This window comes from Candidatus Tumulicola sp., assembly GCA_036490475.1.
In the GTDB taxonomy this organism is placed as follows: Bacteria; Vulcanimicrobiota; Vulcanimicrobiia; order Vulcanimicrobiales; family Vulcanimicrobiaceae; genus Tumulicola.
This window is the reverse complement of the sequence record DASXDT010000005.1, coordinates 626,593-650,841: the sequence shown is the minus strand read 5'-3', so window position 1 is coordinate 650,841 and position 24,249 is coordinate 626,593. Positions and strand designations below refer to the sequence as shown.

The 24,249-nt window shown below is 63.3% G+C and carries 25 protein-coding genes and 1 tRNA gene; 21 read left to right on the top strand and 5 right to left on the bottom strand.

The window, feature by feature from the left end:
- Positions 1-36: 36 nt before the first annotated feature.
- From mutS to VGF98_06645, 5 genes are read left to right on the top strand one after another with little or no spacing between them, the layout of a single operon-like run.
- The gene (gene mutS / locus VGF98_06665) at positions 37-2,547 is read left to right on the top strand and encodes a DNA mismatch repair protein MutS (GenBank protein HEY1681296.1); all 2,511 of its coding nucleotides are present in this window, start codon (positions 37-39) and stop codon (positions 2,545-2,547) included.
- 1 nt (position 2,548) lies between these two features.
- Positions 2,549-4,225: a DNA mismatch repair endonuclease MutL gene (gene mutL, locus VGF98_06660; protein HEY1681295.1), complete on the top strand. Its 1,677-nt coding sequence runs from the start codon at positions 2,549-2,551 to the stop codon at positions 4,223-4,225.
- On the top strand, positions 4,156-5,127 hold the full coding sequence (gene miaA / locus VGF98_06655) for a tRNA (adenosine(37)-N6)-dimethylallyltransferase MiaA (protein ID HEY1681294.1): 972 nt from the start codon (positions 4,156-4,158) through the stop codon (positions 5,125-5,127). Before mutL ends, miaA begins: the two co-directional genes overlap by 70 nt.
- 1 nt (position 5,128) lies before the next feature.
- Positions 5,129-5,941 (top strand): diaminopimelate epimerase, encoded by an 813-nt coding sequence (gene dapF / locus VGF98_06650; GenBank protein HEY1681293.1) that lies wholly within the window; start codon positions 5,129-5,131, stop codon positions 5,939-5,941.
- Positions 5,895-7,148 carry a radical SAM protein gene (locus VGF98_06645; protein ID HEY1681292.1) on the top strand — a complete coding sequence of 418 codons (1,254 nt, stop codon included), beginning with the start codon at positions 5,895-5,897 and terminating at the stop codon, positions 7,146-7,148. The genes dapF and VGF98_06645 overlap by 47 nt, the downstream gene beginning before the upstream one ends.
- Here VGF98_06645 and VGF98_06640 read toward each other — a convergent pair.
- From VGF98_06640 to hypA, 3 genes are read right to left on the bottom strand one after another with little or no spacing between them, the layout of a single operon-like run.
- Positions 7,104-8,201: a HoxN/HupN/NixA family nickel/cobalt transporter gene (locus tag VGF98_06640; GenBank protein HEY1681291.1), complete on the bottom strand. Its 1,098-nt coding sequence runs from the start codon at positions 8,199-8,201 to the stop codon at positions 7,104-7,106. The two genes, VGF98_06645 and VGF98_06640, sit on opposite strands and share 45 nt — an antisense overlap.
- Before the next feature lie 12 nt (positions 8,202-8,213).
- Positions 8,214-9,011, bottom strand: a complete 798-nt coding sequence (gene hypB / locus VGF98_06635) for a hydrogenase nickel incorporation protein HypB (protein HEY1681290.1) — start codon at positions 9,009-9,011, stop codon at positions 8,214-8,216.
- Positions 8,935-9,351: a hydrogenase maturation nickel metallochaperone HypA gene (gene hypA, locus VGF98_06630; protein HEY1681289.1), complete on the bottom strand. Its 417-nt coding sequence runs from the start codon at positions 9,349-9,351 to the stop codon at positions 8,935-8,937. Before hypA ends, hypB begins: the two co-directional genes overlap by 77 nt.
- A gap of 59 nt (positions 9,352-9,410) precedes the next feature.
- Between hypA and VGF98_06625 the strand changes: the two genes are divergently transcribed.
- The 14 genes from VGF98_06625 to hypF all read left to right on the top strand — a co-directional run bounded on the left by VGF98_06625 (position 9,411) and on the right by hypF (position 22,287).
- A complete protein-coding gene (locus VGF98_06625) occupies positions 9,411-10,484 on the top strand; it encodes a hypothetical protein (GenBank protein ID HEY1681288.1) in 1,074 nt (357 codons plus the stop codon).
- On the top strand, positions 10,481-12,268 hold the full coding sequence (locus VGF98_06620; protein ID HEY1681287.1) for a nickel-dependent hydrogenase large subunit: 1,788 nt from the start codon (positions 10,481-10,483) through the stop codon (positions 12,266-12,268). The genes VGF98_06625 and VGF98_06620 overlap by 4 nt, the downstream gene beginning before the upstream one ends.
- Positions 12,269-12,282: 14 nt before the next feature.
- The gene (locus VGF98_06615; GenBank protein ID HEY1681286.1) at positions 12,283-12,747 is read left to right on the top strand and encodes a NifU family protein; all 465 of its coding nucleotides are present in this window, start codon (positions 12,283-12,285) and stop codon (positions 12,745-12,747) included.
- Positions 12,748-12,788: 41 nt separating this feature from the next.
- The gene (locus tag VGF98_06610) at positions 12,789-13,373 is read left to right on the top strand and encodes a DUF5947 family protein (protein HEY1681285.1); all 585 of its coding nucleotides are present in this window, start codon (positions 12,789-12,791) and stop codon (positions 13,371-13,373) included.
- 50 nt (positions 13,374-13,423) lie between these two features.
- A complete protein-coding gene (locus VGF98_06605) occupies positions 13,424-13,591 on the top strand; it encodes a hypothetical protein (GenBank protein HEY1681284.1) in 168 nt (55 codons plus the stop codon).
- Positions 13,588-14,244: a DUF6084 family protein gene (locus VGF98_06600; protein HEY1681283.1), complete on the top strand. Its 657-nt coding sequence runs from the start codon at positions 13,588-13,590 to the stop codon at positions 14,242-14,244. Before VGF98_06605 ends, VGF98_06600 begins: the two co-directional genes overlap by 4 nt.
- Position 14,245: 1 nt before the next feature.
- Positions 14,246-15,205 (top strand): hypothetical protein, encoded by a 960-nt coding sequence (locus tag VGF98_06595; protein HEY1681282.1) that lies wholly within the window; start codon positions 14,246-14,248, stop codon positions 15,203-15,205.
- Positions 15,202-16,014, top strand: coding sequence for a hydrogenase maturation protease (locus tag VGF98_06590; protein ID HEY1681281.1), 813 nt, complete (start codon positions 15,202-15,204; stop codon positions 16,012-16,014). Before VGF98_06595 ends, VGF98_06590 begins: the two co-directional genes overlap by 4 nt.
- A gap of 124 nt (positions 16,015-16,138) precedes the next feature.
- Positions 16,139-16,423 (top strand): HypC/HybG/HupF family hydrogenase formation chaperone, encoded by a 285-nt coding sequence (locus VGF98_06585; GenBank protein ID HEY1681280.1) that lies wholly within the window; start codon positions 16,139-16,141, stop codon positions 16,421-16,423.
- A complete protein-coding gene (gene hypD / locus VGF98_06580) occupies positions 16,420-17,538 on the top strand; it encodes a hydrogenase formation protein HypD (GenBank protein HEY1681279.1) in 1,119 nt (372 codons plus the stop codon). Before VGF98_06585 ends, hypD begins: the two co-directional genes overlap by 4 nt.
- Positions 17,501-18,598, top strand: a complete 1,098-nt coding sequence (gene hypE, locus VGF98_06575; GenBank protein ID HEY1681278.1) for a hydrogenase expression/formation protein HypE — start codon at positions 17,501-17,503, stop codon at positions 18,596-18,598. The genes hypD and hypE overlap by 38 nt, the downstream gene beginning before the upstream one ends.
- On the top strand, positions 18,592-19,791 hold the full coding sequence (locus VGF98_06570) for an SIS domain-containing protein (protein ID HEY1681277.1): 1,200 nt from the start codon (positions 18,592-18,594) through the stop codon (positions 19,789-19,791). Before hypE ends, VGF98_06570 begins: the two co-directional genes overlap by 7 nt.
- Before the next feature lies 1 nt (position 19,792).
- Positions 19,793-20,032, top strand: coding sequence for a glutaredoxin domain-containing protein (locus VGF98_06565; protein ID HEY1681276.1), 240 nt, complete (start codon positions 19,793-19,795; stop codon positions 20,030-20,032).
- Positions 19,999-22,287 carry a carbamoyltransferase HypF gene (hypF, locus tag VGF98_06560; GenBank protein ID HEY1681275.1) on the top strand — a complete coding sequence of 763 codons (2,289 nt, stop codon included), beginning with the start codon at positions 19,999-20,001 and terminating at the stop codon, positions 22,285-22,287. The genes VGF98_06565 and hypF overlap by 34 nt, the downstream gene beginning before the upstream one ends.
- Here hypF and VGF98_06555 read toward each other — a convergent pair.
- Positions 22,265-22,954, bottom strand: a complete 690-nt coding sequence (locus VGF98_06555; protein ID HEY1681274.1) for a TrkA family potassium uptake protein — start codon at positions 22,952-22,954, stop codon at positions 22,265-22,267. The two genes, hypF and VGF98_06555, sit on opposite strands and share 23 nt — an antisense overlap.
- A gap of 13 nt (positions 22,955-22,967) precedes the next feature.
- Positions 22,968-23,645: a TrkA family potassium uptake protein gene (locus VGF98_06550; protein HEY1681273.1), complete on the bottom strand. Its 678-nt coding sequence runs from the start codon at positions 23,643-23,645 to the stop codon at positions 22,968-22,970.
- Positions 23,646-23,731: 86 nt separating this feature from the next.
- Here VGF98_06550 and VGF98_06545 point away from each other — a divergent pair.
- Both VGF98_06545 and VGF98_06540 read left to right on the top strand, forming a co-directional pair.
- Positions 23,732-23,805 (top strand) — tRNA-Pro (locus VGF98_06545).
- A 39-nt stretch (positions 23,806-23,844) separates the two neighbouring features.
- On the top strand, positions 23,845-24,249 hold the full coding sequence (locus tag VGF98_06540) for a Clp protease N-terminal domain-containing protein (GenBank protein ID HEY1681272.1): 405 nt from the start codon (positions 23,845-23,847) through the stop codon (positions 24,247-24,249).

Here is a 24,249-nt window from a genome sequence, read left to right as displayed (position 1 = left end):
GAGCGTCCTGACGAAGTCCGTGGATAGAAAGCCGTCGTGAGCGACGCCGGCGCGAAATTCTCTCCAATGCTCGAGCAATACTTCGGGATGAAAGCCAAGCATCCGGAGGCCGTTTTGCTATCGCGCGTCGGCGACTTTTACGAAGCCTATGGCGAGGACGCCGAGACGGTGGCGCGCGCATTGCAAATCGCGCTTACCAGCAAAGAGGCGGGCGGGGGCCGGCGCGTTGCGATGGCCGGCGTTCCGCACCATGCGCTGGCGCAATATCTTGCGAAACTCGTTGCGCAGCGATTCGTCGTTGCATTGGCCGAGCAACTCGAGGTTCCGCAACCGAATCGATTGGTGCGCCGCGACGTCGTGCGTTTAGTAACGCCGGGTACGCTGTTCGAAGAACAGTTGCTCGACGGCAGCAGCAACAACTATTTGGCCGCCGTTTCGGCCTTCGAGAGCACCTATGCATTGGCATTTGCCGACGTCTCGACCGGCTCGTGCTCGGCAACCGCGCTCTCCGGCGTGGATGCGTACGAAGAACTTCTCGCCGAGCTCAACCGGGTCGCGCCGGCCGAAATCGTGGCCGACGTTCCAGCCGATCTACGAGCGATCTTGACGGCCGATCTCGACGGATCGGGCTCGCGCGTTACCGCGCCGGCACTCGGTGCCGCTATGGCGATCGACGACGTGCCGATCGAGGGCTTTTCGCGCAACGAGTCGACCGGCATACGCCGCGCGCTCGACGTGTTGGCCGCGTTCGTGCGCCGTACAGGCGTGGCGGGCAACGATCGACGGCAGGATTTGTCGACGACCGGGTTGCGCGCGACGGCGCTGTATCGCACGCGCACGTTTCTCGAGCTCGACGCTTCGACGCGCAAGCATCTCGAACTGATGCGCCCGACCGGGCAGAACGCACGAGCAACCTTATTTGCAACGCTCAATCGCTGCGCTACTGCGATGGGATCGCGCATGCTCGGGCGCTGGATACTCGCACCGTTGGTCGACCGCGCCGCCATCGAGTCGCGGCAGGATGCGGTCGAATCGCTGATCGGCGAGCACGCCAGGCGCGAAGCGTTGCGCGAGCTGCTCAAAGGTTGTTTCGATCTCGAACGCATCGCACAAAAAGTGCGACTGGGACGCGCCGGACCGCGCGATCTCGGCTCGTTGCGCCGCACATTGGAATGCTTGGGACCGATTCGCCAAGCCGTCACCGCAGCATTGGAGCCGGCCGCGCTACACATCGGCGAATTCGGCGCCCTGCTCGACGACCTGCGGAACACGCTGGCAGACGAATTGCCGGCGCACATGACCGATGGCGGCGCGATTCGCCCCGAAAGCGATCGGGAGTTGGCCGAGTGCGTTGCGTTACGCGGTGACGCCCGCTCGCAGCTGGCGCAACTCGAAGAACGCGAGCGCAATCTCACCGGCATCAAATCGCTGAAAATTCGATATGCCAGTGCCTATGGTTACGCATTGGAGGTCGGAAACGCACACAATGCCTTGGTTCCGGAACGATACGTTCGTAAACAAACGCTCACGAATGCCGAACGTTACGTAACGCCGGAACTCAAGGCGTTGGAAACGGCGATCGCAACCGCACAGTCGCGGCAGGAGCGGCTCGAGCAGCGTTTATTCGACGAATTGTGCGCCCGTGTAACGGCGCGTATCGACGACTTGCTCGACGCAGCCGATGCCATCGCGGAAATCGACGCGGTCGCGGCTTTGGCGTTGTGCGCGGCCGAGCGCGGCTACGTGCGACCGCGCTTCGACGACTCGAGCGAGTTGGCAATCGAAGCCGGACGGCATCCGGTTATGGAGGCGGTGTTGCACGCGCAGTTCGTCGCCAACGACTGCACGCTGCGAGCCGGCGATCATCGATTTATCTTACTGACCGGGCCGAACATGGGCGGCAAATCGACCTATCTCCGGCAAACCGGCCTGCTGACGATCATGGCGCAGATCGGTTCGTTTGTGCCCGCCGCATCGATGCGGCTCGGCGTCGTCGACCGCATCTTCACGCGCATCGGTGCCGGCGACGACTTAGCCTCCGGGCAGTCGACCTTCTATATGGAAATGGCCGAGGCTGCCAATATTCTGCGACGCAGCACCGATCGCTCGCTGCTACTGATCGACGAGGTCGGTCGCGGCACCGGCACGCTCGACGGTTTGTCGATCGCGCAAGCCATCTGCGAGTTCTTGCTGGCACTCGACGAACGCGCCCCGATGGTGCTGTTCGCGACGCACTTCCACGAGTTATGCGCGCTGGCCGATCATTGGAACTTGGTTGCCAACTACCACATCACCGCGGTCGAAAATATGTCGCGCGGCGGCGCGCCGGTGTTCTCGCACCGCGTGGCGCCCGGCAGCTCGTCGCGTTCGTTCGGCATCGAGGTTGCACGCATGGCGGGATTGCCGGCCTCAGTGGTCGAGCGCGCGCGAGAGATCGGCGAAACGCTCGCCGGACAGGCCGATGTCGAAGCGCAGGTGCCGATGCGCAAAACCCCCGCACGGCCCGCGGCGGTCGAGACGCAACTCGCGCTCCTGTATCCGCAGTAACGTGGCGATCGTCGAGCTCGATCAAGAAACGATCGGGCAAATTGCCGCCGGCGAAGTTATCGAGCGTCCCGCGTCGGTCGTCAAAGAGCTAGTCGAGAATGCGCTCGATGCGGGTGCGCGCCGGGTCGTCGTTTCGATCGAACGCGGCGGCAGCGACCTCATCGAAGTGATCGACGATGGAGGCGGGATCGCGCCCCAGGAACTGCCGTTAGCCGTGCGCCGTTATGCGACCAGTAAGCTGCGCGGTGCATCCGACTTGGAATCGATTGCGACGCTGGGTTTTCGCGGCGAGGGTTTGGCGTCGATCGCCTCCGTTGCCAACGTGCAAGTTACTTCTCGCGTAGCCGAATCGCAAGTCGGATATCGGATCGAGGCACACGGCGAACGCGCCGGCGAGGTCGAGCCGGTGGCATCCGCACCGGGAACGCGCGTGCGGGCATCCGCGTTGTTCGCTAACGTGCCGGTGCGTCGCGAATATTTACGCTCGCCGGCCAACGAGTTCGCACGTATTTCTACCTGGCTGTCGAGCTTCGCGCTAGCGTATCCGCAAACGACGTTCACGTTGCGTCACGATGGCAGCGACGTGTGGGTGATGCCCGGCACGGACGACCCGCGCGAGCGATTGGCGATGGTGTTCGGCCGGCGCGCGGTGGAGGCGTTGCTTCCACTCGACCCGGCCGCCGCCGCGTCGATCGGCGGCACGATCTCCGGATTTATTAGCGCTCCCGGATCGGATCGTCCCGACCGGCGCATGCAACTGCTGTTCGTCAACGGCCGGCTGTTGCGCGGCGCGCTCCTGGCGGGTGCCTGGAGTGCCGGATATGCCACCTATGCGATGAGCGGGCGCCATCCGTACGGTGCGCTCTTTTTGGAGCTTCCCGCATCGCATATCGATCCGAACGTGCACCCGACGAAGAGCGACGTGCGTTTGCGCTATGCGGCGCAAGTCTTCGACGGCGTGCGCCGCGCGATGACCGCCACGTTGACGGCCGATGCCACGCGCCGCTTTCACGAGCGTACCGGCGACTTGGCGGCGTCGGGCATTTCGCCGGCGCCCCCCGAGGATGCATCGTTTTCGAGCGTCGTATCGCTCTTCGAACCGCTCGCTGGGGGCGATGTCGTGGCGAGCGGCCTGCGAATCGCCGGACAGCTGCATCGCACGTACGTCGTGGCGTTCGACGGCGACGATCTCGTGTTGGTCGACCAACATGCCGCGCACGAACGCATCGCCTACGAACAAATTGTCGAGCGCGCATCGGCCGGCGCGCCGAGCGAACCGCTGCTGGTTCCGCACGTTGTCGAACTCGACGCTGCACGTGCCGCTATGCTGGAGCAGACGCTCGAAGCGCTGCACGAGGGCGGTTTGACGATCGAACCTTTTGGCGACCGGGCATTTCGCGTCGTTTCGACTCCGGCCGGATACGGGGCGCGAGCCTTCGACGTCATGGGCTTTCTGGACGATATCGGCGAGCCGCGACAACGCAACGTGCGCGAGCGCATCTGGGCCTCCTTGGCATGTCACTCGGTGACGGTCGCGGGCGAACGGCTCGAAACCGCCGAGATGGCGATGCTGGTCGAGCGGTTACAGCGGTGCACGAATCCGATGCATTGTCCGCACGGACGGCCGACGATGGTGCGGCTGCCGCCGGACGCAGTCGCGCGCTTGTTCAAGCGCTGAATCAAATGAGCGATTCGACCGTGCTGGTGATCGCCGGAGCGACCGCTGCCGGCAAGACGCCGTTGGCGTTCGACTTGGCGTTGCGTTTCGACGCGGAGATCGTCGGCGCGGATTCGCGACAGATCTATAACGATATGCCGATCGGGACGGCGGCACCGTCGTCCGAGGCGCTGTCCGCGGTGCGGCATCATTGCGTCGCAATGGTCGACCCATACGAGCGTTATTCGGCCGGACGTTTCGAACGCGACGCATTGGCCGCGATCGCCGATATTCAGGCGCGTGGAAAGCGCGCGATCGTTGCCGGTGGAACGGGCTTTTATATTCGCGCGTTGACCGGTAGCGTGGGTCTCGCGCGCGCCTACGACGAGCAACTGCGGGCGCGGCTACGACGCGAAGCATCGGTGCACGAACCGGGCTTCTTGCATCAATGGCTCGTGCGGTTAGATTCGCGCCGGGCGGCGGCGATCGATCCGAACGACACCTATCGCGTGCTGCGTGCGCTGGAAATTCGATTGGCCGATCCGCCGATCCCCAACGGCACGGATGCAATGCGCCGTCCCGAGTTCTTCAAGGTCGCGCTGGAAGTGCCGGTTGCCGAGATCGACCAACGCATCGCGACTCGAACCGCACACATGCTTGCAAGCGGCTTGATCGAGGAAGCCGAGCGAATCGGGCCAAACGCGGTCGCCGGGAGCGCGGTCGGCTATCCGCAGGCGCTGGCATATCTGCGCGGCTGGAGTACCGAGGAAGAGTTGCGGACGACGTTGATGCGAGCGACCAAACGCTACGCGCGACGCCAAATCGCGTGGTTTCGGCGGGAACCCGGTATCGAGTGGGTTTCGCCCGGGCACGTCGCCGGCATAGTACGGGAGAAGCTCGGCTGGCGTGAGAAGCCCGACTGAGATGTCCCGTACGGTACGCGATGGCGCGATCGCTTTGACCAAAATGCACGGCACCGAAAACGATTTCGTGGTGATCGATGTCCGCGCGCAAACGCTCGCTCACCCCGAGGCATTCGCGCGACGCGTTTGCGACCGGCGCACCGGCGTGGGCGCCGACGGTGTGTTGGCGCTCGAAAAGCCGATCCAAAGCGGAGCGGTTATTGCGATGCGCGTGCTCAACGCCGACGGCAGCTCGGCAGAGATGTGCGGTAACGGTGTTCGTTGCGCGGCGCGTTGGCTGTACGAAGCCGGCGAAGGCAGCGCGATCGCGTTCGAGACTGCCGCCGGCATCGTTCGTACGAACGTCGAGTCGACCGAGCCGGAATTTCTGGTGCGAGTCGCCATGGGACGAGCGATACCCGAACGCCTCGAAGGCAATCCCGACGCATGGTTCGTCGACCTCGGCAATCCGCACGTCGTGTTGGTTCGCACTAGCACCGACGAGCCGGAGTTGGGATCGTACGCGCGAGCGTTGCAGAACGATCGGCGTTTTCCCAACGGGACCAACGTGCACACCGCCGTTCTGCACGACCGTCATTTGGACGTGCTGCATTGGGAGCGCGGCGTCGGCCACACGCGTGCGTGTGGGACTGGAGCCGTTGCATCCGCCGCCGTCGCCGCGCTTACATGGAAGCACCGCGATCCAATCGAGGTGCACGTCCCGGGCGGGCGATTGACGGTCGAATGGGCTGACGACGGAAGTGCAATCCTGGTCGGTCCGGCCGTGCGTGTGTTCGATACAACCGTTGCGCGCGATGCGTTCGATCGCGCCTAAACGCGCCACGCTGGCGTATTGCGACGCCGCCGGCCGCATCTATTTCGATGAAGAGCGCGGCACGTTGGCCGACGGCGGAATCGTCCGCGAACCAGAGCTCGCCGAACTGATTCCGGCGCCCGACGGTACCGTCGAGATGGTGCTGCCTAAGCGTCGTCCGCTCACCGACATCGGCCCGAGCAGCGACGGACGCGCGCTGGCAGCCATCTTGCCGTCGGGATACACGCGACTGCTGGTGCCGGCTTACGTGACCGACCGCAAGGCGCCGGATCTCCCACTGTTCGGCTACACGTTTGCATGCGCGGTCGACGGCGAACTGTACGTCGCCGCGATGAAAACCGACGAAAGCGAACAGTGGCGTCCGCGAAATTTTAAACCGGGTGAACTCGAAGCGATTCTCGACGCGCGCATCGCCGAAGATCCGGAGAATCGGGTGTTACGGCAAGTTGCGTTGTGTTCGCGCGAATATGGCTGCTTTACGGCGCAGAACGTGTTTTTGCGCTGGGGCGAGGCCGCGCTGCCGGTGTCGCCCAAGTGCAACGCGCGCTGTATCGGTTGCATTTCCGAGCAAGAGCCGGAATCGGGCGTTCCGTCGCCGCAAACTCGTATCGCATTCGAGACGACCGCCGACGAGCTGGCGCGCGTTGCGATCGCGCATTTGGATCGCGTCGAGGACGGCATCATTTCGTTCGGCCAGGGCTGCGAAGGCGAGCCGCTGCTACGCTCGACCACGATCGCCCGCGCGATCGAGTTGATTCGCGCGGCGCGATCGAATGGCACGATCAACATCAACACCAACGGCAGTATGCCGGATGGGTTGCGCCGCTGCATCGACGCCGGACTCGATGCGGCGCGAATCAGCCTCAACTCGTTTCGTCCGGACGTGTACGCGGCGTATTACCGGCCGATCGGCTATGGGCTCGCAGAAGTGTTGGAATCGGTACGCGTCGCGGTCGGCGCGGGTTTGCGTACGAGTTTGAATCTGCTGACGCATCCAGGCATGACCGACGACGAGCGCGAGGTCCTTGCAGCCGAAGCGTTTCTGCGCGATTCGGGCGTCGCTCTCGTGCAAACTCGTACGCTCAATATCGATCCGCAATGGTATTTCGACGCGGTGGGCCGTCCCCGAAAGCCACTCGGCATGCGCGTCGCACTGCAGCGACTACGGGCCTGCGCCGCCCTCGGCAACTTCACGCACGTCCATTAGCTCGTCCCAGCGTTGGTATTTGTACACCAACGCCGATACCGCCCAGATAACGACGAACGAGCCGATAACGGCGAAACCGAGGATTCCAAGATGGTCGTTGAGCGACCCGACTAGGTTCCAAATGGGACCGGTGAGGCGCATCCGATCTACGACCATGCCGAGTATTTCCGCAGCGCCGACACCGACGGCCACGACGATCGATGCAAACGTGATTACCGCGTTGTAATAGAGCTTGCGCACGGGTTTCACGAAGGCCCAGCCGTACGCGCCGAGCATCAGAATGCCGTCGGTCGTGTCGAGCAGCGACATGCCCGCCGCGAATAACAGCGGAAAGACGAGTATCGCCATCACCGGCATCCCGTTTCCGCTCTCGACGGCGGCGATGCCGAGAAGTCCGACCTCGGTCGCGGTGTCGAAGCCCAGACCGAACAGCACGCCGATCGGATACATTTTCCAACTGCGGTCGACGACCCGCAGTAAGGGAGAAAAAATGCGCCCGAAAAAGCCGCGGCGTTGCAAGGACTCGTCGACACGAACTTGGTGATAGACGCGCCCGGCCCGCACGTCGGCGAACGCGCGCAGCACGTCGGCGAGCACGAATGCGTTCAGCACGGCGATCGCCAACAAGAAGGTCGCCGATACGACCGTGCCCGCAAGGCCGCCGGCGCTCGCTAGTTGCGGCAAGCCATGCTTCACGAACGTGGCGGCGACCGCGATCGCGACCGTTAACGCCAGAACCACGGTCGAGTGGCCGAGCGAGAAGAAGAAGCCGGTCGCAACCGGGCGGCGCCCGTCTTGTACCAGCTTGCGCGTCACGTTGTCGATGGCGCAGATATGGTCGGCGTCGACCGCGTGGCGCAAACCGAACGTATAGGCGAGGAGCGCGGTCCCGAGCAGTGCCGGATGCCGCCAGAAAAGCGCTAATGCCGCAGCCCAAATGCCCACGTTGAAAACGACGAGTACCGAGTACATGCGCGCGATGTCGCGACGAATTTGCGGCGATGCGTTAGCGACGACGTGGCGTAGGCTCGCGAGACCAAACGCTTGGCTCATCGTCGCACTCGGTTAGTGCTCGTGATCGTGTGGATGGTCGTGCGTGTGCGCGTGGTCGTGCACGTGCGCGTGCTCGGGACCATCGGCGTGCTGGTGGTCGTGCGCGTGCGCGTGTGCATGTGGCGTCGCGCCGGTGGAGTTCGGAAACCGCTTCGCGTCGATCCGAGAAGTAAGGAACGCCATCCACTCGTCCATGCCTGCTCCGCTACGCGACGAGACGCCGAGCACCGCTACGCCGGGATGCACGCGCTCGATTGCTTGGCGCGCGGCGCGTTCGTCGAACTCGGCAGCTGCAGCTAGGTCGATCTTGGTGATCAGCACGACGTGGGCCGTATTAAAGGCCAGCGGATACTTGAGCGGCTTGTCCTCGCCTTCGGTAACGGAAAAGAGTGCCACGCGTAAGTCTTCGCCCAAGTCGTATTCGGCGGGACAGATCAGATTGCCGACGTTTTCGATCGCTAGGACGTCGAGCGACGGCGGCTCCCAACCGGTCAGCGCGTCTTCGATCATGATCGCGTCCAGGCGGCACTCGCCTCCGGTGGTAATCTGCTTGACCGGCACTCCGCTGCGCCGCAGGCGCACCGCATCGTTTTCGGTCGCCTGATCGCCCACCAGGGCGGCGACACGATAGCGCTCGTCGAGCCGCCGCAGCGAGGCTTCGAGCAGCGTCGTTTTGCCGGCGCCCGGACTCGACAGTAGATTGAAGACGTACGTTCGCTGTTCGGAAAATCGCTTACGCAGACCGTCCGCCAGCGTCGAGTTCTTTTTGAGGATGGAGCGCGCGATCTCCACCACCCGCATCGGCATCATCCACCTCCATGGCGACGACGAGCAATTCCCGTCCGCGAACGATCGTCGCGGACGCCGAACTGCAGTTCGAACAAACGAAGTGATTCGGTGCGAGCGGCTTTCCGGTCCGTCCGCACGCGGGACATTCTAGCGCAACGTCGACCCGCTCGATCTCCAATCGCGCGCCCGAAGCGATCGTATCTGCAGCAGCGAGTTCCCACGCGAATTCGAGTGCTTCGTTTACCACGCACGACAGTTCGCCGATCTGTAAACGCACCGCATAAACGCGTGTATATCCGGACTCGACGGCTGCTTCCTCGAGCTCTTCGACGATGGCCATTGCGATCGAAATTTCGTGCACGTTGCGAGCGGGTAGATTCCGTTGTCGTGGGTAACATCCCGTTCAAGAGGTACGCGCATATGGCGACGACATACTCCCCTACCCCCAAATTCGACGAGATTCACATCCTGTGGACGTCCGAGGGGTTGAGCTGCGACGGAGACTCGGTGTCGATTACCAACTCGTCGCAACCGTCGATCGAGGACGTGCTACTGGGATTGATTCCCGGCCTCCCCAAAGTGCATTTGCACAACAAAGTATTATCGCCGACGTTCGGTGGCGATGAATTTCTCAAACCGTTTTTCCAAGCCGCCAACGACGAACTCGACGCGCCGTTTATTTTTGTCGTGGAAGGTTCGATACCGAACGAACATATCAGCGGTGACGGCTACTGGACGTCGATGGGAAACGACCCGGCAACCGGCGAGCCGCTCACGCTCAACTGGTGGATCAATCGGTTAGCGCCGAGGGCGTGGGCGGTCGTTGCGGCCGGTACGTGCGCGACGTACGGCGGCATCCATGCTATGGCTGGAAACCCGACCGGTTGCATGGGATTGGGCGACTATCTCGGCGCAGATTTTCGCTCGGCCGGCGGACTTCCGATCGTTAACGTGCCTGGATGTCCGGTGCAGCCCGAAAATTTCATGGAAACGCTGGCGTGGGTGTTGGCCCAGGCCGCCGGCAACGCGCCGATCATTCCGCTCGATAGCATGCAGCGTCCGCAATGGTTGTTCGGAAAGACGGTGCACGAAGGCTGTAGCCGCGCCGGATACTACGAGCAAGGCGATTTCGCGATGGACTACAACTCGCCCAAATGCCAAGTAAAAATTGGTTGCTGGGGGCCGGTGGTCAACTGTAACGTTACCAAGCGTGGCTGGCAGGTCGGGATTGGCGGCTGTCCCAACGTGGGCGGCATTTGCATCGGCTGCACGATGCCGGGATTCCCGGACAAGTTCATGCCGTTCATGGACGAACCGGCCGGCGCGACGATCTCGTCGACGCTGATCGCGCCGTACGGCAAGCTCATCCGGATGCTTCGTTCGATTACCAACCGCACCGCCAGCGAAGAACCGTCGTGGCGGCATAACGGACCGGTCTTAACCACGGGCAGCGATCCCCGATGGGGGAACGACAGAAAGGCAGCCAGCGAATGAGCATCGCCGAAGACGTCAGCACCGAGCCGCGCAAGCTCGTCGAGCGCTCGTGGGATCCGATCACCCGCATCGTCGGTAACTTAGGAATCTACACCAAGATCGATTTCGAAAATCGAGAAGTCGTCGAATGCAAGAGCACGTCGTCGATGTTCCGCGGCTACAGCGTGTTCATGAAGGGTAAAGATCCGCGCGATGCGGGGTTTATTACCAGCCGCATCTGCGGCATCTGCGGCGACAATCACACGACATGTTCGGTGTACGCACAAAACATGGCCTACGGCATTCGTATGACGCCGATGGCCGAATTAATTTTCAATTTGGGTGAGGCGGCCGAATACATCTTCGACCATACGATTTTCCAAGACAACCTGGTCTTCGTCGATTTCTGCGAGCAGATCGTGAAAGAGACGAATCCCAGCGTTCTGGCCAAAGCCGAAAAAACGAAGGCGCCGAACAGCCATATTCACGGCTACAAAACGATCGCCGATATCATGCGCGCCTTCAACCCGTTCACGGGCGAACTGTACCTAAAGGCGCTGGAAGTCAGCCGCACCACCCGCGAAATGTTCTGCCTTATGGAAGGGCGGCACGTTCATCCGTCGACGCTGTATCCGGGCGGTACCGGAACCGTCGCGACGCCGCAAATTTTCACCGATTACCTTTCGCGCTTGTTGAGCGTGTTGGACTTTATCAAAAAAGCCGTTCCGATGAACGACGACGTCTTCGATTTCTTCTACGATGCGTTACCGGGATACGAAAAAGTCGGGCAACGGCGCATCGCGATGGGCTGCTGGGGATCGTTCCAGGATCCGTTCGAATGCGACTACCGTTACGAGCACATGACCGACTGGGGCCGCAAGATGAAGGTCACCCCGGGCGTCGTGATCGACGGCAAACTCGTGACGACCGATCTCGTGCAGATCAACCTCGGCATTCGAATCATGCTGGGTAGTTCGTACTATCAAGATTGGACGAACGAGGAGATGTTCGTCGAGCGCGACCCGCTGGGAAATCCGGTCGACCGGCGGCATCCGTGGAACGTCACGACGCTTCCGAAACCGCAAAAGCGCGATTTGAACGGCGGAAAGTATAGTTGGGTGATGAGCCCCCGGTGGGTGAATCCTGACACCGCCGAAACCGTCGCGATCGACACCGGCGGCGGCGCGCTCGCGCGACTCTGGTCGACCGCGCTGGCCGGTATCGTCGACACCGGATATGTGAAATCGACCGGCCACAGCGTGCAGATCAACCTGCCGAAATCGCGCGCCTTTCCCGAGACGACGTTCGAGTGGAAGATTCCGAAGTGGTCGAACGCGCTCGAGCGCGACCGGGCGCGCGTGTACTTTGTCGCCTACGCGGCAGCGCAAGCGGTGCATTTCATCGAGCAGGCGCTGGATCTCGTTCGACGCGGCCAGACCAAGACGTTCAACGATTTCGAAGTTCCCGAGGAAGCCATCGGGTGCGGATTTCACGAAGCCGTGCGAGGCGTGCTGTCGCATCATTTGGTGATTCGCGAGGGAAAGATCGCGAACTATCAACCGTGGCCGCCGACCTGTTGGAACGGCAATCCGCGCGATTCGGACGGACGGTTGGGACCCTACGAAGATGCGGTGCAAGGCACGCCGCTGTTCGAAGAGAACGGCCCGGACGATTTTCGCGGCGTCGACATCATGCGAGCGGTGCGTAGCTTCGATCCGTGTTTACCGTGCGGCGTGCATATGTACGTGGGCAACGGCAAGACGGTCGAACGGGTGCATTCGCCGATCTTCGGACCGCAAGGCTAAGCGAGGCTCCGTACGTGCCGGCGCACGATGTCGACGAACTCGAAGCGCTGCTGGCGGGCGTCGAGGACGAGCGCGCGCTGGCGGCGATTTCCGGACTACTTCAGCTCTACGGGGGTGCACTCCGGAGGGTGATAGCGACGGTGCGATCGTCGCCGCAACTCGTCCGCCAGTTGGCCGACGACCAAGCCGTCGGACCGCTGTTAGTATTGCACGATCTCCATCCGGACACGCTGACGGACCGCGTCGGCGCGGCACTTGACGGCGTACGCCCGTACATCGCCTCCCACGGCGGCAACGTCGAGTTAGCCGCGATCGACGGCGACGTAGTGCGCGTCCGTATGTCGGGCACGTGCAACGGCTGTGCTGCATCCTCGGTCACGCTCAAGTCGGCGATCGAAGAGGCCATATGCGCGGCAGCACCCGAGATCGCACGTGTCGAGGCCGAAGAGCAACCGGCGCATTCCCTGGTCGTACTGTGACCGCTCCGTCGCGGTTGCGCGCGCTGATCGATGGCTCTGGCGTGCGTCGTCAGGCGACGGACGCGCCGGAGCGGTGCGAATTATGCGGCGCCAACGTGCCGGAACAGCATCGTCACGTGCTCGAGCTGTCGGCCGGCGAGATACTGTGCGCGTGCCGCCCGTGTGCGCTGCTGTTCGATCATGACGCAGCAGGAGGCGACAAGTACCGGCTCGTGCCGGAGCGCCGGCGTCCTGTAGCGATCGACATCGACGAATCTGCCTGGCGTTCGTTGCGCATACCGGTCGAGCTCGCGTTCTTCGTGCGCGGCGGCGACGGCACGATTCGGGCATATTATCCGAGTCCGGCGGGTCGCATCGAGTCGACGCTGCCGCTCGACTCGTGGACGGAAATCGAAGACGCCAACCCGGCACTGCACTCCTTGCAACCGCAAGTAGAAGCCGTATTGGTCGATCGGCTCGCGAAGCCGCCTCGCTACTGGTTGACGGGCATCGACGTTTGTTTCCGATTGGTCGCGCTATTTCGTAAGCACTGGCATGGTATCGGGGGCGGCGATACGGTACGGCGCGAGGTCGCGCGTTTTTTCGACGAGCTTTCACCGCGCGCCGACGCGCGCACGAGGAGTTGACGATGGATTTGAAATCGCTGTTGCGAGCCTTTATACACGTAAGCCCCGATATGACGTCACACGTCGAGGGCATCAAGCAAGGGAACAGCGTCGGAAACTACGAGAAGCAGCCCGGCCATCTTCCCAATGGAACGTCGACGGCGGAGCGCTCGACCGGTATCAACGCCGAAGCGCGAGATCCGATTCTTCCGCAGATGCCGAACCTCTCTCCGCCGTGATCGACGCCGCGCTCGGCGCGATGCCGCGTCTGCAGTTCGGCGTGCGCAGCGTCCAGGCAGCCACCGATGCTGCAACGCCGTCGCTGCGCGCAACGCTGTCGATCGCGGCCGAGGCGGGCGTTTCGGTGTTGGGATTGGCGTTGAACGTCGACGTTCGAATCGCCGCCGAACGCCGCCGTTACAGCGACGCAGAGCGAGGCCGTTTGCGCGAGCTATTCGGCTCGGACGGCGATTGGGATCGCTCGATCGGACCGATCGTCTGGACTCGCGGAACGATCAACGTACCGGCATTCGAAGACAGCGTAGATACGACCGTGATTTTGCCGTGCGGTTACGAATTCGACATGGTCGCCGTCAAATACGCAACCGCGCTCGAGGGCGGCTTCATTCCGGTCGAAATTCTGCCGACTGGAACCGTGTTCTATCGGGGCGGCGAACGCATGCTGGCCGGCAAGCTGCCGTGGGATACGGAAATCGCTTTCCGCATCGACGTGTCGACCTGGCGCGCGGCCGTCGACGCCGTGTTCAACGGTACCGCCTGGCTGCGAATCGACGACCGCCTGTTGCGGCGTTTACAGACGTATCGTGCTCAGCACGGGCTGACGACGTGGGACTCGACGATCGAGGCGTTGCTATCGGGACGCGAGCCGTAACGTGAACGACACGCTGCGAACGTTGGCACGCACGGTGCTATACGAAGGCTATCTGCTGTGGCCGTACCGGCGAAGCGCGCAAAAAAACCGGCATCGCTTCACGCTCGGTGGAATTTATCCGGAAGCGTACGCTGGCGTCGCCGCCGATCGCAGTCGAGCTGCGTTCGATGCCCTGCTCGTCGATGGGCCAATGGCCGTTTGCATTACGGTGCGTTTCTTGCGGCTGGTCCATCGGCAAGTGCTGGTCGACGGCGCGTCCGTCGATGAAGCAGTAATCGACGATCGCCGGTACGTCACGTGGGACGAGGCCATCGAAGAAGAAGCGACGGCGGATATCGAGCCTGGAGCGAATGTCGAGCGCCCGATCGTCTGCGAGTCGTTCGTTCGCGATGAGGACGCCGGCAGCGGCGTCGTGTTGCACCGATCTGCCCGCCAGCTGCGCGCACGCCTGACGTGTGTCCTCGAACCGGTCCAGAACGGCTACCGTTTGCGCGTCGACATCGCCAACGAGACGGAATGGAACGGTGCCGGACGAGAAGATGCCTTAGGCTCGACGTTGCTCGCGTGTCACGTCGTGGCGCATGCGACCCCGGGTGGGTTCGTTTCGACCGTCGACCCGCCGGAGGCGTTGCGCGTCGCGGCCGAAGCGTGCCGCACCGAGGGACTGTGGCCGGTGTTGGCGCTTCCGGAGCCCGACACGACGACCGTTTTCGCGGCACCGATCATCCTCGAAGACCGGCCGCGAATCGCTCCGGAGAGTCCGGGTGATTGGTTCGACGCGGGAGAAATCGACGAACTACTCGTGCACAACATCCGCGCGCTCACCGAGGCAGAGCGCGACGAAATTCGTGCGACCGATCCGCGCGCCGGCGAACTGCTCGATCGTTCGTTGCAACTCGACCCACACGAGCTGGCGCGTTTGCACGGCGCCGTGCGCTCGAATGGACCGGCGGCACCGTGAACCTCGAAGCATGGGACGAGCTGTCGCGCCCGGGCGTGCAAAGCGTCACCGTCGGCGATACGATCGTGCGCGCCGGGACCGTCGTGCGGCTGCGGCCAGAGGCTGCGCAGGATCCGATCTCGCGCGGGTTAGACGGCCGGTTAGCGAGCGTCGACGCCGTCATCGAGGATCTCGAGGGAAACGTCTCGCTGGCGGTCATCCTCGACGCCGATCCGGCGCGAACGCTCGGCAAAGGCCGGAGCCTTGCGCATCGTTTTTTCTTTCGTCCCAACGAAGTCGAAGCGGTCGCCGGTGCGGCGCTACCTGCCCGAGTGTTGATCGCCGGTATCGGCAACGTTTTTTTGGGCGACGATGCGTTCGGACTGCATGTCGTTCGAAATCTGCAGAAATCTGCGCTTCCCGCCGGCGTCGATGCGATCGAGTTTGGCATCCGTGGATTCGATCTAGCGTATGCGCTGGTCGACGGGTACGACGCCGCGATCCTCATAGATCTTGCCGCTCGCGGCGAATCACCGGGAACGGTCAGCGTGATCGATCCCGAGATTGACGACCTTCCGGCACGCGCTATCGAAGGGCACGGCATGGATCCGGTGAGCGTGCTGGCGCTGGCTCGCCGGTTGGGAACGTTGCCGCGCAAGACGCTGGTCGTAACCTGCGAGCCCGAAACGGTGCCCGACCCGGATTCGGGGGAAATAACCGAAGAACTCAGCGAACCGGTCCGATTCGCAATCGTGCCGGCCGCAGATGCCGTGCGACGGCTCATCGACGAACTCACTACCGAATCGAAGGAGCGCGAACGTGAAAATTAATTGGACGGGCGGATTGGCGACGCTGATCGTCCTGGGCGCATTGGTCGTGTTGGCGCAGCAAGGCCCCGAACTTGTGCGTTACCTCAAATCCGAGGCGATGTAGCGGGTTCGACGTCACGTGTGCTTGGCAATACCCGGTCAAATCGTCGAGTGTAACGCGGACGATCCGCTGTTCGCGAAGGTCGACGTCGCCGGTGTTCGGCGGACGATTAACGTCGGCTTGATCGCCGATCCCGGGATACGCCCCGGCGATTGGGTGCTCATTCACGTCGGCTTCGCGATGAGCCGAATTGAAGAGGATCAAGCGCGCGAACAACTCGAGCTGCTGCGGATGCTCGGCGAGGAAATGCCGGCGATGGAAGAAGTGCGCGGCTACGCGTTTTCCGATTCGCCCGAGGCGCCTACGTGAAGTACGTCGACGAGTATCGCGATCCGCAGTTAATTCGAAACGTCGTTCGCGAGATCGAGCGACAGATCGATCCGGATCGCCATTACCGCATTATGGAGGTGTGCGGCGGCCACACCCACGCGATCTATCGTCACGGCCTCAAAGATTTGTTGCCCGACAACATCGAGCTCATCCACGGTCCCGGCTGTCCGGTGTGCGTGCTACCCATGGGGCGCGTCGACGACGGTCTTTCGATCGTCGAACATCCCGGTACCATCTTGACCGCGTTCGGCGATATGATGCGCGTTCCGGGAACGAGGGGCACGCCGCTCGAGTTCAAGGCCCGGGGATCCGACGTTCGCATGGTCTACTCGCCGCTCGACGCCTTGCGCATCGCACAGAACGAACCCGATCGTCACGTTTGCTTTTTTGCCATCGGTTTCGAAACGACGGCGCCGTCGACCGCGCTGACGCTGCTGCGCGCCAAAGAACTTGGTATTACGAATTTCTCGGTCTTTTGCAACCACGTCACGATCGTGCCGGCGATGCGCGCAATTTTGGATTCGCCCGACATGCGGTTAGACGCATTCATCGGGCCGGGACACGTCTCGACCGTCACCGGCTGCCGGCCGTACGAATTCGTTTCGCGCGACTACGGGAAGCCGATCGTGATCTCGGGTTTCGAACCGCTGGATATGCTCGAGTCGATCGCGCGGATTCTCGTGCAGTTGCGCGAGGGACGCGCCGAGGTCGAAAACCAATACCGGCGCATCGTACCGTGGGACGGAAACATTCCGGCCTTGCGCGCCATGGCGCAAACGTTCGAGTTGCGACCGTACTTCGAGTGGCGCGGTTTGGGATTCATCTCCCAGTCAGCGCTCAAACTCTCCGACGCGTTCGCCGCATGGGACGCGGAGCGCATCTTCGACGTTCCGGGCGTGCGCGTTACCGATCCCAAGGCCGCGCAATGCGGCGAGATCCTCAAGGGTGTGTTGAAGCCGCCGCAGTGCAAGTTGTTCGGTAAAGAATGTAATCCCGAGCACCCTATTGGCGCGTTGATGGTGTCGAGCGAAGGTGCGTGCGCTGCGTATTACCGCTATGCACGCATCGACGAGCCAGCCGCCGCAACCGCGTAACGTGGATACGTTGGATCGAGCTGCCGCGCCGGCGTCGCGCCTGCGCTTCACCGATGCGCAGATCGAAATGGCGCACGGGGCCGGCGGGAAAGCCTCGCGCCGTTTAGTCGAAAGTTTGATCGCGCCGGCGTTCGCCAACCCGGTGTTAGCGCAGCTTTCGGACGCGGCCGTGTTTTCGCTGGGCGGAACGCGCGTCGCGACGACGGCCGACGGCTATGTCGTCAAGCCGCTGCGCTTTCCGGGCGGTTCGATCGGCGAACTGGCGGTGAACGGGACGGTCAACGATCTTGCCGTGTCGGGTGCGCGCGCCCACGCGTTGATGGCCACGCTGATCGTCGAGGCCGGTCTCCCGAGCGACGTGTTGCGCGCCGAAATCGAAACCATGGCGAATGCCGCCGCACGTGCCGGCGTTCCGATCGTCGGCGGCGATACCAAAGTCGTCGAGCACGGCATGGCCGACGGGCTGTACGTCACCACCTTCGGCATCGGGATCGTCGACCAGCGAGCGTCGCTCGGACCGGATCGAATCGTGAGCGGCGACCGCGTGCTGCTCACCGGACCGATCGGCGATCATGGCATCACGATCTTGCTGGCGCGCGGAGATTTAGATTTCGAAACGGATCTGCATTCCGATACGCGGCCGCTCTGGCCGTTCGTGGACGCGTTATTAGAAGCGTGCGGCAGCGGACTGCGCTGGATGCGCGATCCGACGCGCGGCGGCGTCGCGACCGCGCTCAACGAGTTGGTTCGCGGCTCGCACCATGCGATCGCAATTTCCGAAGAACGCGTTCCGTTGCGAGACGAGGTGCGTGGCGCGTGCGAACTGCTCGGCCTCGATCCGTTGCACATCGCGAACGAAGGGCAGATGCTCGCTCTCGTCGCCGACAACGTTGCCGACGCCGCACTGGCGGCCTTGCGCGCGCTTCCGGGCGGAGAGCAGGCTGCGTGCATCGGCGAGGTTCGCGACGCCCCGGCCGGCATGGTGATCGCGACCACAGCCTACGGCGGAACGCGCGTTGTCGACATGCTCGTTGGAGATCCGCTGCCGCGAATATGTTGACCGGTCTCGATCGCCGCGCGCGCCTCACGACGTGGGTTGCCGACCGGTTTGCCGCACGCGATGCGATTGCCGACGCATTTTTCGCGCGCGAGGCGCTGCCGTTGGCGCGCGCCGCTCGCCGAGTGTTCGAGCGTTTCGACCGCGGTGGACGATTGCTGGCCGTGGGACGAGGCCCATACGCGACCGACGCGCAGCATCTTTCGGTCGAATTCGTGCATCCGGTGATCGTCGGTAAGCGCGCGCTTCCGGCCATGGATTTAAGCGTCGCGCCGGAGCGTTGGGTCGATGCGGTCGTCCGTCCGGACGATATCGTGGTCGGTCTAGGGCCGCCGCAGGGTGACGACCTAGTGCAGGCCGTGCTCGATCGCGCGCGCGAACGAGGCGCGCTGACCGTGGCGTTTCCGGGCGATCGCGCCGATTATGCGGTCGCCGCGCCCAGCGACGACGCGCATCTGCATCAGGAATTGTTCGAGATTCTCGGCCACACGCTATACGAAAGCGTCCACGTGTATTTCGAGCATCGTGAAATCGGTGGCACCGATGTCGGCGCCGCTTCGTTTCTGTATCCGTTTCTCGGCGAGGCGCGCGAGCGCCCCGACGAGTCGCTCGACCGCAGCGTAGCGGAATCGATCGAGGCCAAAGCGCGGGACGCGCGTGCCCTGCGCCAGGCCACGGCGCGCGAGATGAGCGCGACGATCGCCGATACGATCGTTGCCGTGGCCGAGCGCGTGGCCCGCGGGGCGCAAGTTCTCGCCTTCGGCAACGGCGGTTCGGCGACCGATGCGACCGACTTCGCGCTGGATTGCGTGATGCCCGAAGACGGCGCGGCTTCGATACCGGCACTGTCGCTCTCGCTCGAACCCGCGATTTTATCCGCAGTTTCGAACGACGTTGGCGTCGATGTTGTGTTCGTGCGACAAATTATTGCGCACGGACGGCGCGGCGACGTCGCGTTCGCCTTCTCGACGAGCGGTGGATCGCGCAACGTGATCGCCGGGCTCGAAGAGGCGCGGAAGCGCGGCATGCTCACCGTCGCATTGCTCGGATATGATGGCGGCGAAATCGTGCGGCGCGAGTTGGCCGATCGCGCCATCGTGGTGCATTCGGACTACATCCCGCGCATTCAAGAAGTCCAAGGCACGATCTATCACATCGTGCGTGAGGGGCTGGCCCTCGGCGAGGAATTCCTCTGACGTGCTCGAGTTATTCGGAAGCGCGAGCTGCCCGTACACCCCGGATTTGCGCGAGCAGCTCGAGTGGAGTGGCCGTGTTTTTGTGGAGTACGACGTCGACGCGGACGCAGACGCCCGAACCCGGCTATTAGCCATGACGCCGTCGGCCGCCGTTCCGACGCTGGTCGAAGACGGAACGGTGCTGGAAGTCGGCTGGCATGGACGCTCGTGTTACGTCGGGAGCGCGCCTCCGCCGGCGTGACCAGCGTTCCGGTGAAGCAACGCACGCTGCGCATCCACATCTCGGGAGTCGTCCAAGGCGTCGGCTTCAGGCCGTTCGTCTACCGTTTGGCGGCGCGACATTCGATCGTGGGATGGGTGCGCAATGGCGAGCGCGGGGTCGAGATTCGGGCGCAAGGCAGCGATCTCGACATCGACGCGTTCGTCGCGGCGCTGGTCGACGAGGCGCCCGCTGCCTCTGCACTCGCCGAGATCGACATCGGCCAAGCGCCGGCCGGCACCTTTACCGAGTTTACCATCGAGGCGACGCAGCGCACCGGCGACGTCAGCGTGCGGGTTTCGCCCGACCTCGCAGTCTGCACCGATTGTTTGGCGGAGTTGCGCGACCCGGCCGATCGGCGTTTCGGATACGCGTATGTCAATTGCACGAATTGTGGACCGCGCTACACGATCGTCACGCAACTGCCCTACGACCGGCCAAACACGACGATGCGCGATTGGCCGATGTGCGAGCCCTGCGCGCGCGAATATCGCGATCCGCTCGAACGGCGATTCCACGCCCAGCCGGTTGCGTGTCCGCGGTGCGGTCCGGAGTTCGTTCTGGAGTATGGGACTGAAACGGCGCGCGGCCCGGATGCCGTGCGGCGCGGGTCCGAACTGTTACGCGAAGGCAAGGTGCTGGCAATAAAGGGTCTCGGCGGTTATCACGTGGCGTGCGACGCCGCAAACCCGGATGCGGTGCGCGCGGTTCGCGAACGCAAGTTTCGTAAGGAACGGCCGTTCGCGGTGATGGTGCGCGACCTCGACGGCGCGCGCGCCTTGATTCATACGACGCCCGAGATCGATACGTTGTTAACGTCGATCGCGCGGCCGATCGTCCTCGCGCCGGCCAAACGCGCATTGCTGGACGTCGCCCCCGACAACCGCGATCTCGGCGTGATGCTCGCACACACGCCGCTGCATCACGCGCTGTTCGACGCGGGCGCGCCGCCGTGGCTGGTGATGACCAGCGGAAATCGCTCGAGCGAGCCAATCGCCTACGACGACGAGGATGCGCGACAACGGCTCGACGGGATCGTCGACGCGTTTTTGATCGGTGAACGGCCGATCGCGCGGCGTCTGGACGATTCGGTCGTTCGCGTCGGGCCAAACGGTCCGAGCGTCTTGCGGCATGGTCGCGGCTACGCACCGCGCGCCGTGGCATCGCTCCCATCACGCGCGCCGATTCTTGCCGTTGGCGGCGATCTCAAGAATGCGTTGGTACTGGTCGTCGAGGGACAAGCATTTGCCGGCCAACATCTCGGCGACTTGGATCACTACGACGTCGCGCGTTCGTTTCGAACGGCGATCGACGATCTGTGCGCGATGTACGAAGTCGATCGGCGGCAACTCGTCGTGGCACACGACCTACACCCGCAGTACGTATCCACGCAATATGCGCTGGGACTCGAGGCCGCTCGACATATCGCCGTGCAGCACCATCGCGCGCACGTCGCCAGCGTGCTGGCCGAGCGCGGCGAGCTGGACCGGTCCGTCGTCGGATTGGGGTTCGACGGTACGGGATATGGCGACGACGGCACGATTTGGGGCGGCGAAGTTTTTACGGGCAGCGTCTGCGACGGATTCGTGCGGGCGCTTTCGCTACGGCCGGCGCTGTTGCCGGGTGGCGACGCCGCCGCACGGCATCCGGTCGCCGCGGCCGCCGGATTTTTGCTCGAGGTCGAGGACCTTCCAGATCTGATCGCGCCGCCGTTTTCGTTTCCACCCCGCTACGGTGCCGCGGTCGCGCTGGCGCGCAGCGGCGTACGAACGTTTGCGACCACGTCGATGGGCCGACTCTTCGACGCGGTGGCGGCCTTGCTCGGATTCACGCGCGAGATGACGTTCGAGGGTCAGGCGGCCATGTGGGTGGAGCAGTTAGCGCGCGACGGAAATGCCGATGCGTATCCGTTTCCGTTGCGCGATGGCACCCTCGACTATCGCCCGTTGCTCGGGAGCATCGTTCGGGATCGCCGCAACGGTCGCGAGCCGTGCGACATCGCGCGCGCGTTCCATAGCGCGGTCGCGCAGGCGTGCGTCGAAGCTGCGGCTGCCATCGATACGAAGCGTCCGGTCGTTGCGTCGGGTGGGGTATTTCAAAACGGGCTGCTGATCGAACAGTTGTCCGAAGCCTTCGGCGAGCGTTTATGGCTCAATACGATGGTGCCGCCCAACGACGGGGGCATCGCGCTCGGACAAGCGGCAATCGCCGCGGTTAGGCTGCCGGACCGCCGATAAGCGCGCGAATGCGCTCGGCCGCACCGTTCTTCACGATCACGATCATCGAGTCGCCGGCATGAAGCACCGTATCGCCGGTTGGAATTTGCAAGTCCATGTCGGGACGGTCGATCGCGACCACCACCGAGTTGCGCGGCAGGTTCAAATCGCCCAACGGCTTGCCTTGTACCGGGGACGTGTCGCGTACCGCGACGCGTAACAACTGCATCTCGCCTTTGCCGAACAGGTGCATCGTTTCCATAAACGAGCGGCAGTTGGAGGCATTGACGTGCTGGTTCAGCACGTCGAGAATCAGCTCGGTCGAAGAGATCACGATCACCGGGTCTTCAGCGTCGATCGAATCGAAGATCAGTTTGTTGGCGGGGTTGTTGACCCGAGCGATACACTGCGCTTTCGATTTGCGCTTCGACAGCAACACGACGACCAAGTTGTCTTCGTCGTCGCCGGTATCGGCTACCACGACGTCGGCTCGAGCGACGCCGGCCGTTTCGAGCACCGCGGGATCGCAGCCGTCGCCGACGACGGTCACCTGACGATCGACGAGGCGCTCCAGCGACTTTGCCTTGCGGGCATCTTTCTCGATCACGACGACTTCGTGGCCTTGATTGAGTAACGCGCGGGTGAGATTCGAGCCCACTTTTCCGCCGCCGACGATCAGGACGAACATTATGCGGACATCCTCATGCGGACATCCTCGCGCCGGGCGCGGCGCTCGAGAAACGCTGTGCGAAGGCGCTGATGGCTTCGGGTGCGATGACCGCGTTGATCTCGTCGCCCTCCTCGAGCACCATGTCGCCGGTTGCGATATAGACGCCCCCGCCTTCACGACGAACGGCTGCGATGCGCACCCGACCGCGGTCCTCGATATCGCGAACGATCTTGCCTGCGTCGGCGTGCGTAATGACCGCCGAAATCGACGTCAACTTTCCGAAGTCGAAGGATTGCAACGTATTCCAGGGCGCTTCCATCAGCACGTCGCGGATCAGTTTGGCGCCGACGGTCGTCGGGCAGACCGTCTGCACGCCGAGTTCGCGATACATTTGGCCGCGAGCCGGATCGTAGATGCGCGCGACGATACGCTTGATCTTGAACATGCGTTGGGCGATGAGCGCCGCCATGATGTTGCGGTTGTCGCCGTTGGTGACGGCCACGAACCCATCGGCGGTGGTCGCGCCGGCACGTTTGAGCACGTCGTAGTCGATACCGGTACCGACCATCACGTGGCCCTTAAACTTGGGGCCAAGGCGTTTGAAAGCGGATGGGTCTTCGTCGACGACGTTGACCTCGTGGCCATCGAGGTCGAGGTATTTCGCGAGTGCCGACCCGACGCGGCCGCACCCGACGATTAGGTATTGCATGGGCGGCTCAGGCCTTTCCCAGCCTCGGCGCCATTCCCTGGCGGCAGGACACGGCGCGTATGGTCTAATAAAACGAGAAGCTTCATCGGGGCGTGGCTCAGCTTGGTAGAGCGCTACGTTCGGGACGTAGAGGTCGCTGGTTCGAATCCAGTCGCCCCGATAGTTCCCCGACTTTTTCAACTATGAAGCCGGGAGAGGCGTGTTTTCGAATTTCGACTCGGCGTCGCGACGGGTTCTCCGTGCGGCTGAGCAAGAGTGCCGCAACCACAGCCACTATTACGTTGGCGTCGAGCATTTGTTGCTCGCGTTGCTGGACGAGCGAGACGACGCGATCGCGGCGGAACTCGCGGCCGGCGGCATCGACGCTGGAGCAGTACATGCAGAAATTCGCCGCAGCTTTGTGACCGGAGAAGAGCGCGCCTGGGAAGGCATTCTGCTTACGCCACGGTTGCGCAAGATCGTCGCATTGGCCGAAACGCGGGCCCCCGACCGTGAGATCGCGCCGTTCGATTTGTTCGAAGCGCTTCGCGAAGAAGGCGGGAGCTTGGCCGCCGAGGTGTTGCGGCAAGCCGCCGCCCACAACGCTCCGACGCGGGCCGACTAG

Bases quoted from the DNA above. Each gene is read 5' to 3' on its own strand.
- VGF98_06550 (HEY1681273.1), bottom strand. From the start codon at position 23,645: ATGCAATACCTAATCGTCGGGTGCGGCCGCGTCGGGTCGGCACTCGCG.
- VGF98_06640 (HEY1681291.1), bottom strand. From the start codon at position 8,201: ATGAGCCAAGCGTTTGGTCTCGCGAGCCTACGCCACGTCGTCGCTAAC.
- dapF (HEY1681293.1), top strand. From the start codon at position 5,129: ATGTCCCGTACGGTACGCGATGGCGCGATCGCTTTGACCAAAATGCAC.
- VGF98_06605 (HEY1681284.1), top strand. From the start codon at position 13,424: ATGACGTCACACGTCGAGGGCATCAAGCAAGGGAACAGCGTCGGAAAC.
- hypB (HEY1681290.1), bottom strand. From the start codon at position 9,011: ATGATGCCGATGCGGGTGGTGGAGATCGCGCGCTCCATCCTCAAAAAG.
- VGF98_06555 (HEY1681274.1), bottom strand. From the start codon at position 22,954: ATGTTCGTCCTGATCGTCGGCGGCGGAAAAGTGGGCTCGAATCTCACC.
- VGF98_06625 (HEY1681288.1), top strand. From the start codon at position 9,411: ATGGCGACGACATACTCCCCTACCCCCAAATTCGACGAGATTCACATC.
- VGF98_06620 (HEY1681287.1), top strand. From the start codon at position 10,481: ATGAGCATCGCCGAAGACGTCAGCACCGAGCCGCGCAAGCTCGTCGAG.
- hypE (HEY1681278.1), top strand. From the start codon at position 17,501: ATGCACGCATCGACGAGCCAGCCGCCGCAACCGCGTAACGTGGATACG.
- VGF98_06570 (HEY1681277.1), top strand. From the start codon at position 18,592: ATGTTGACCGGTCTCGATCGCCGCGCGCGCCTCACGACGTGGGTTGCC.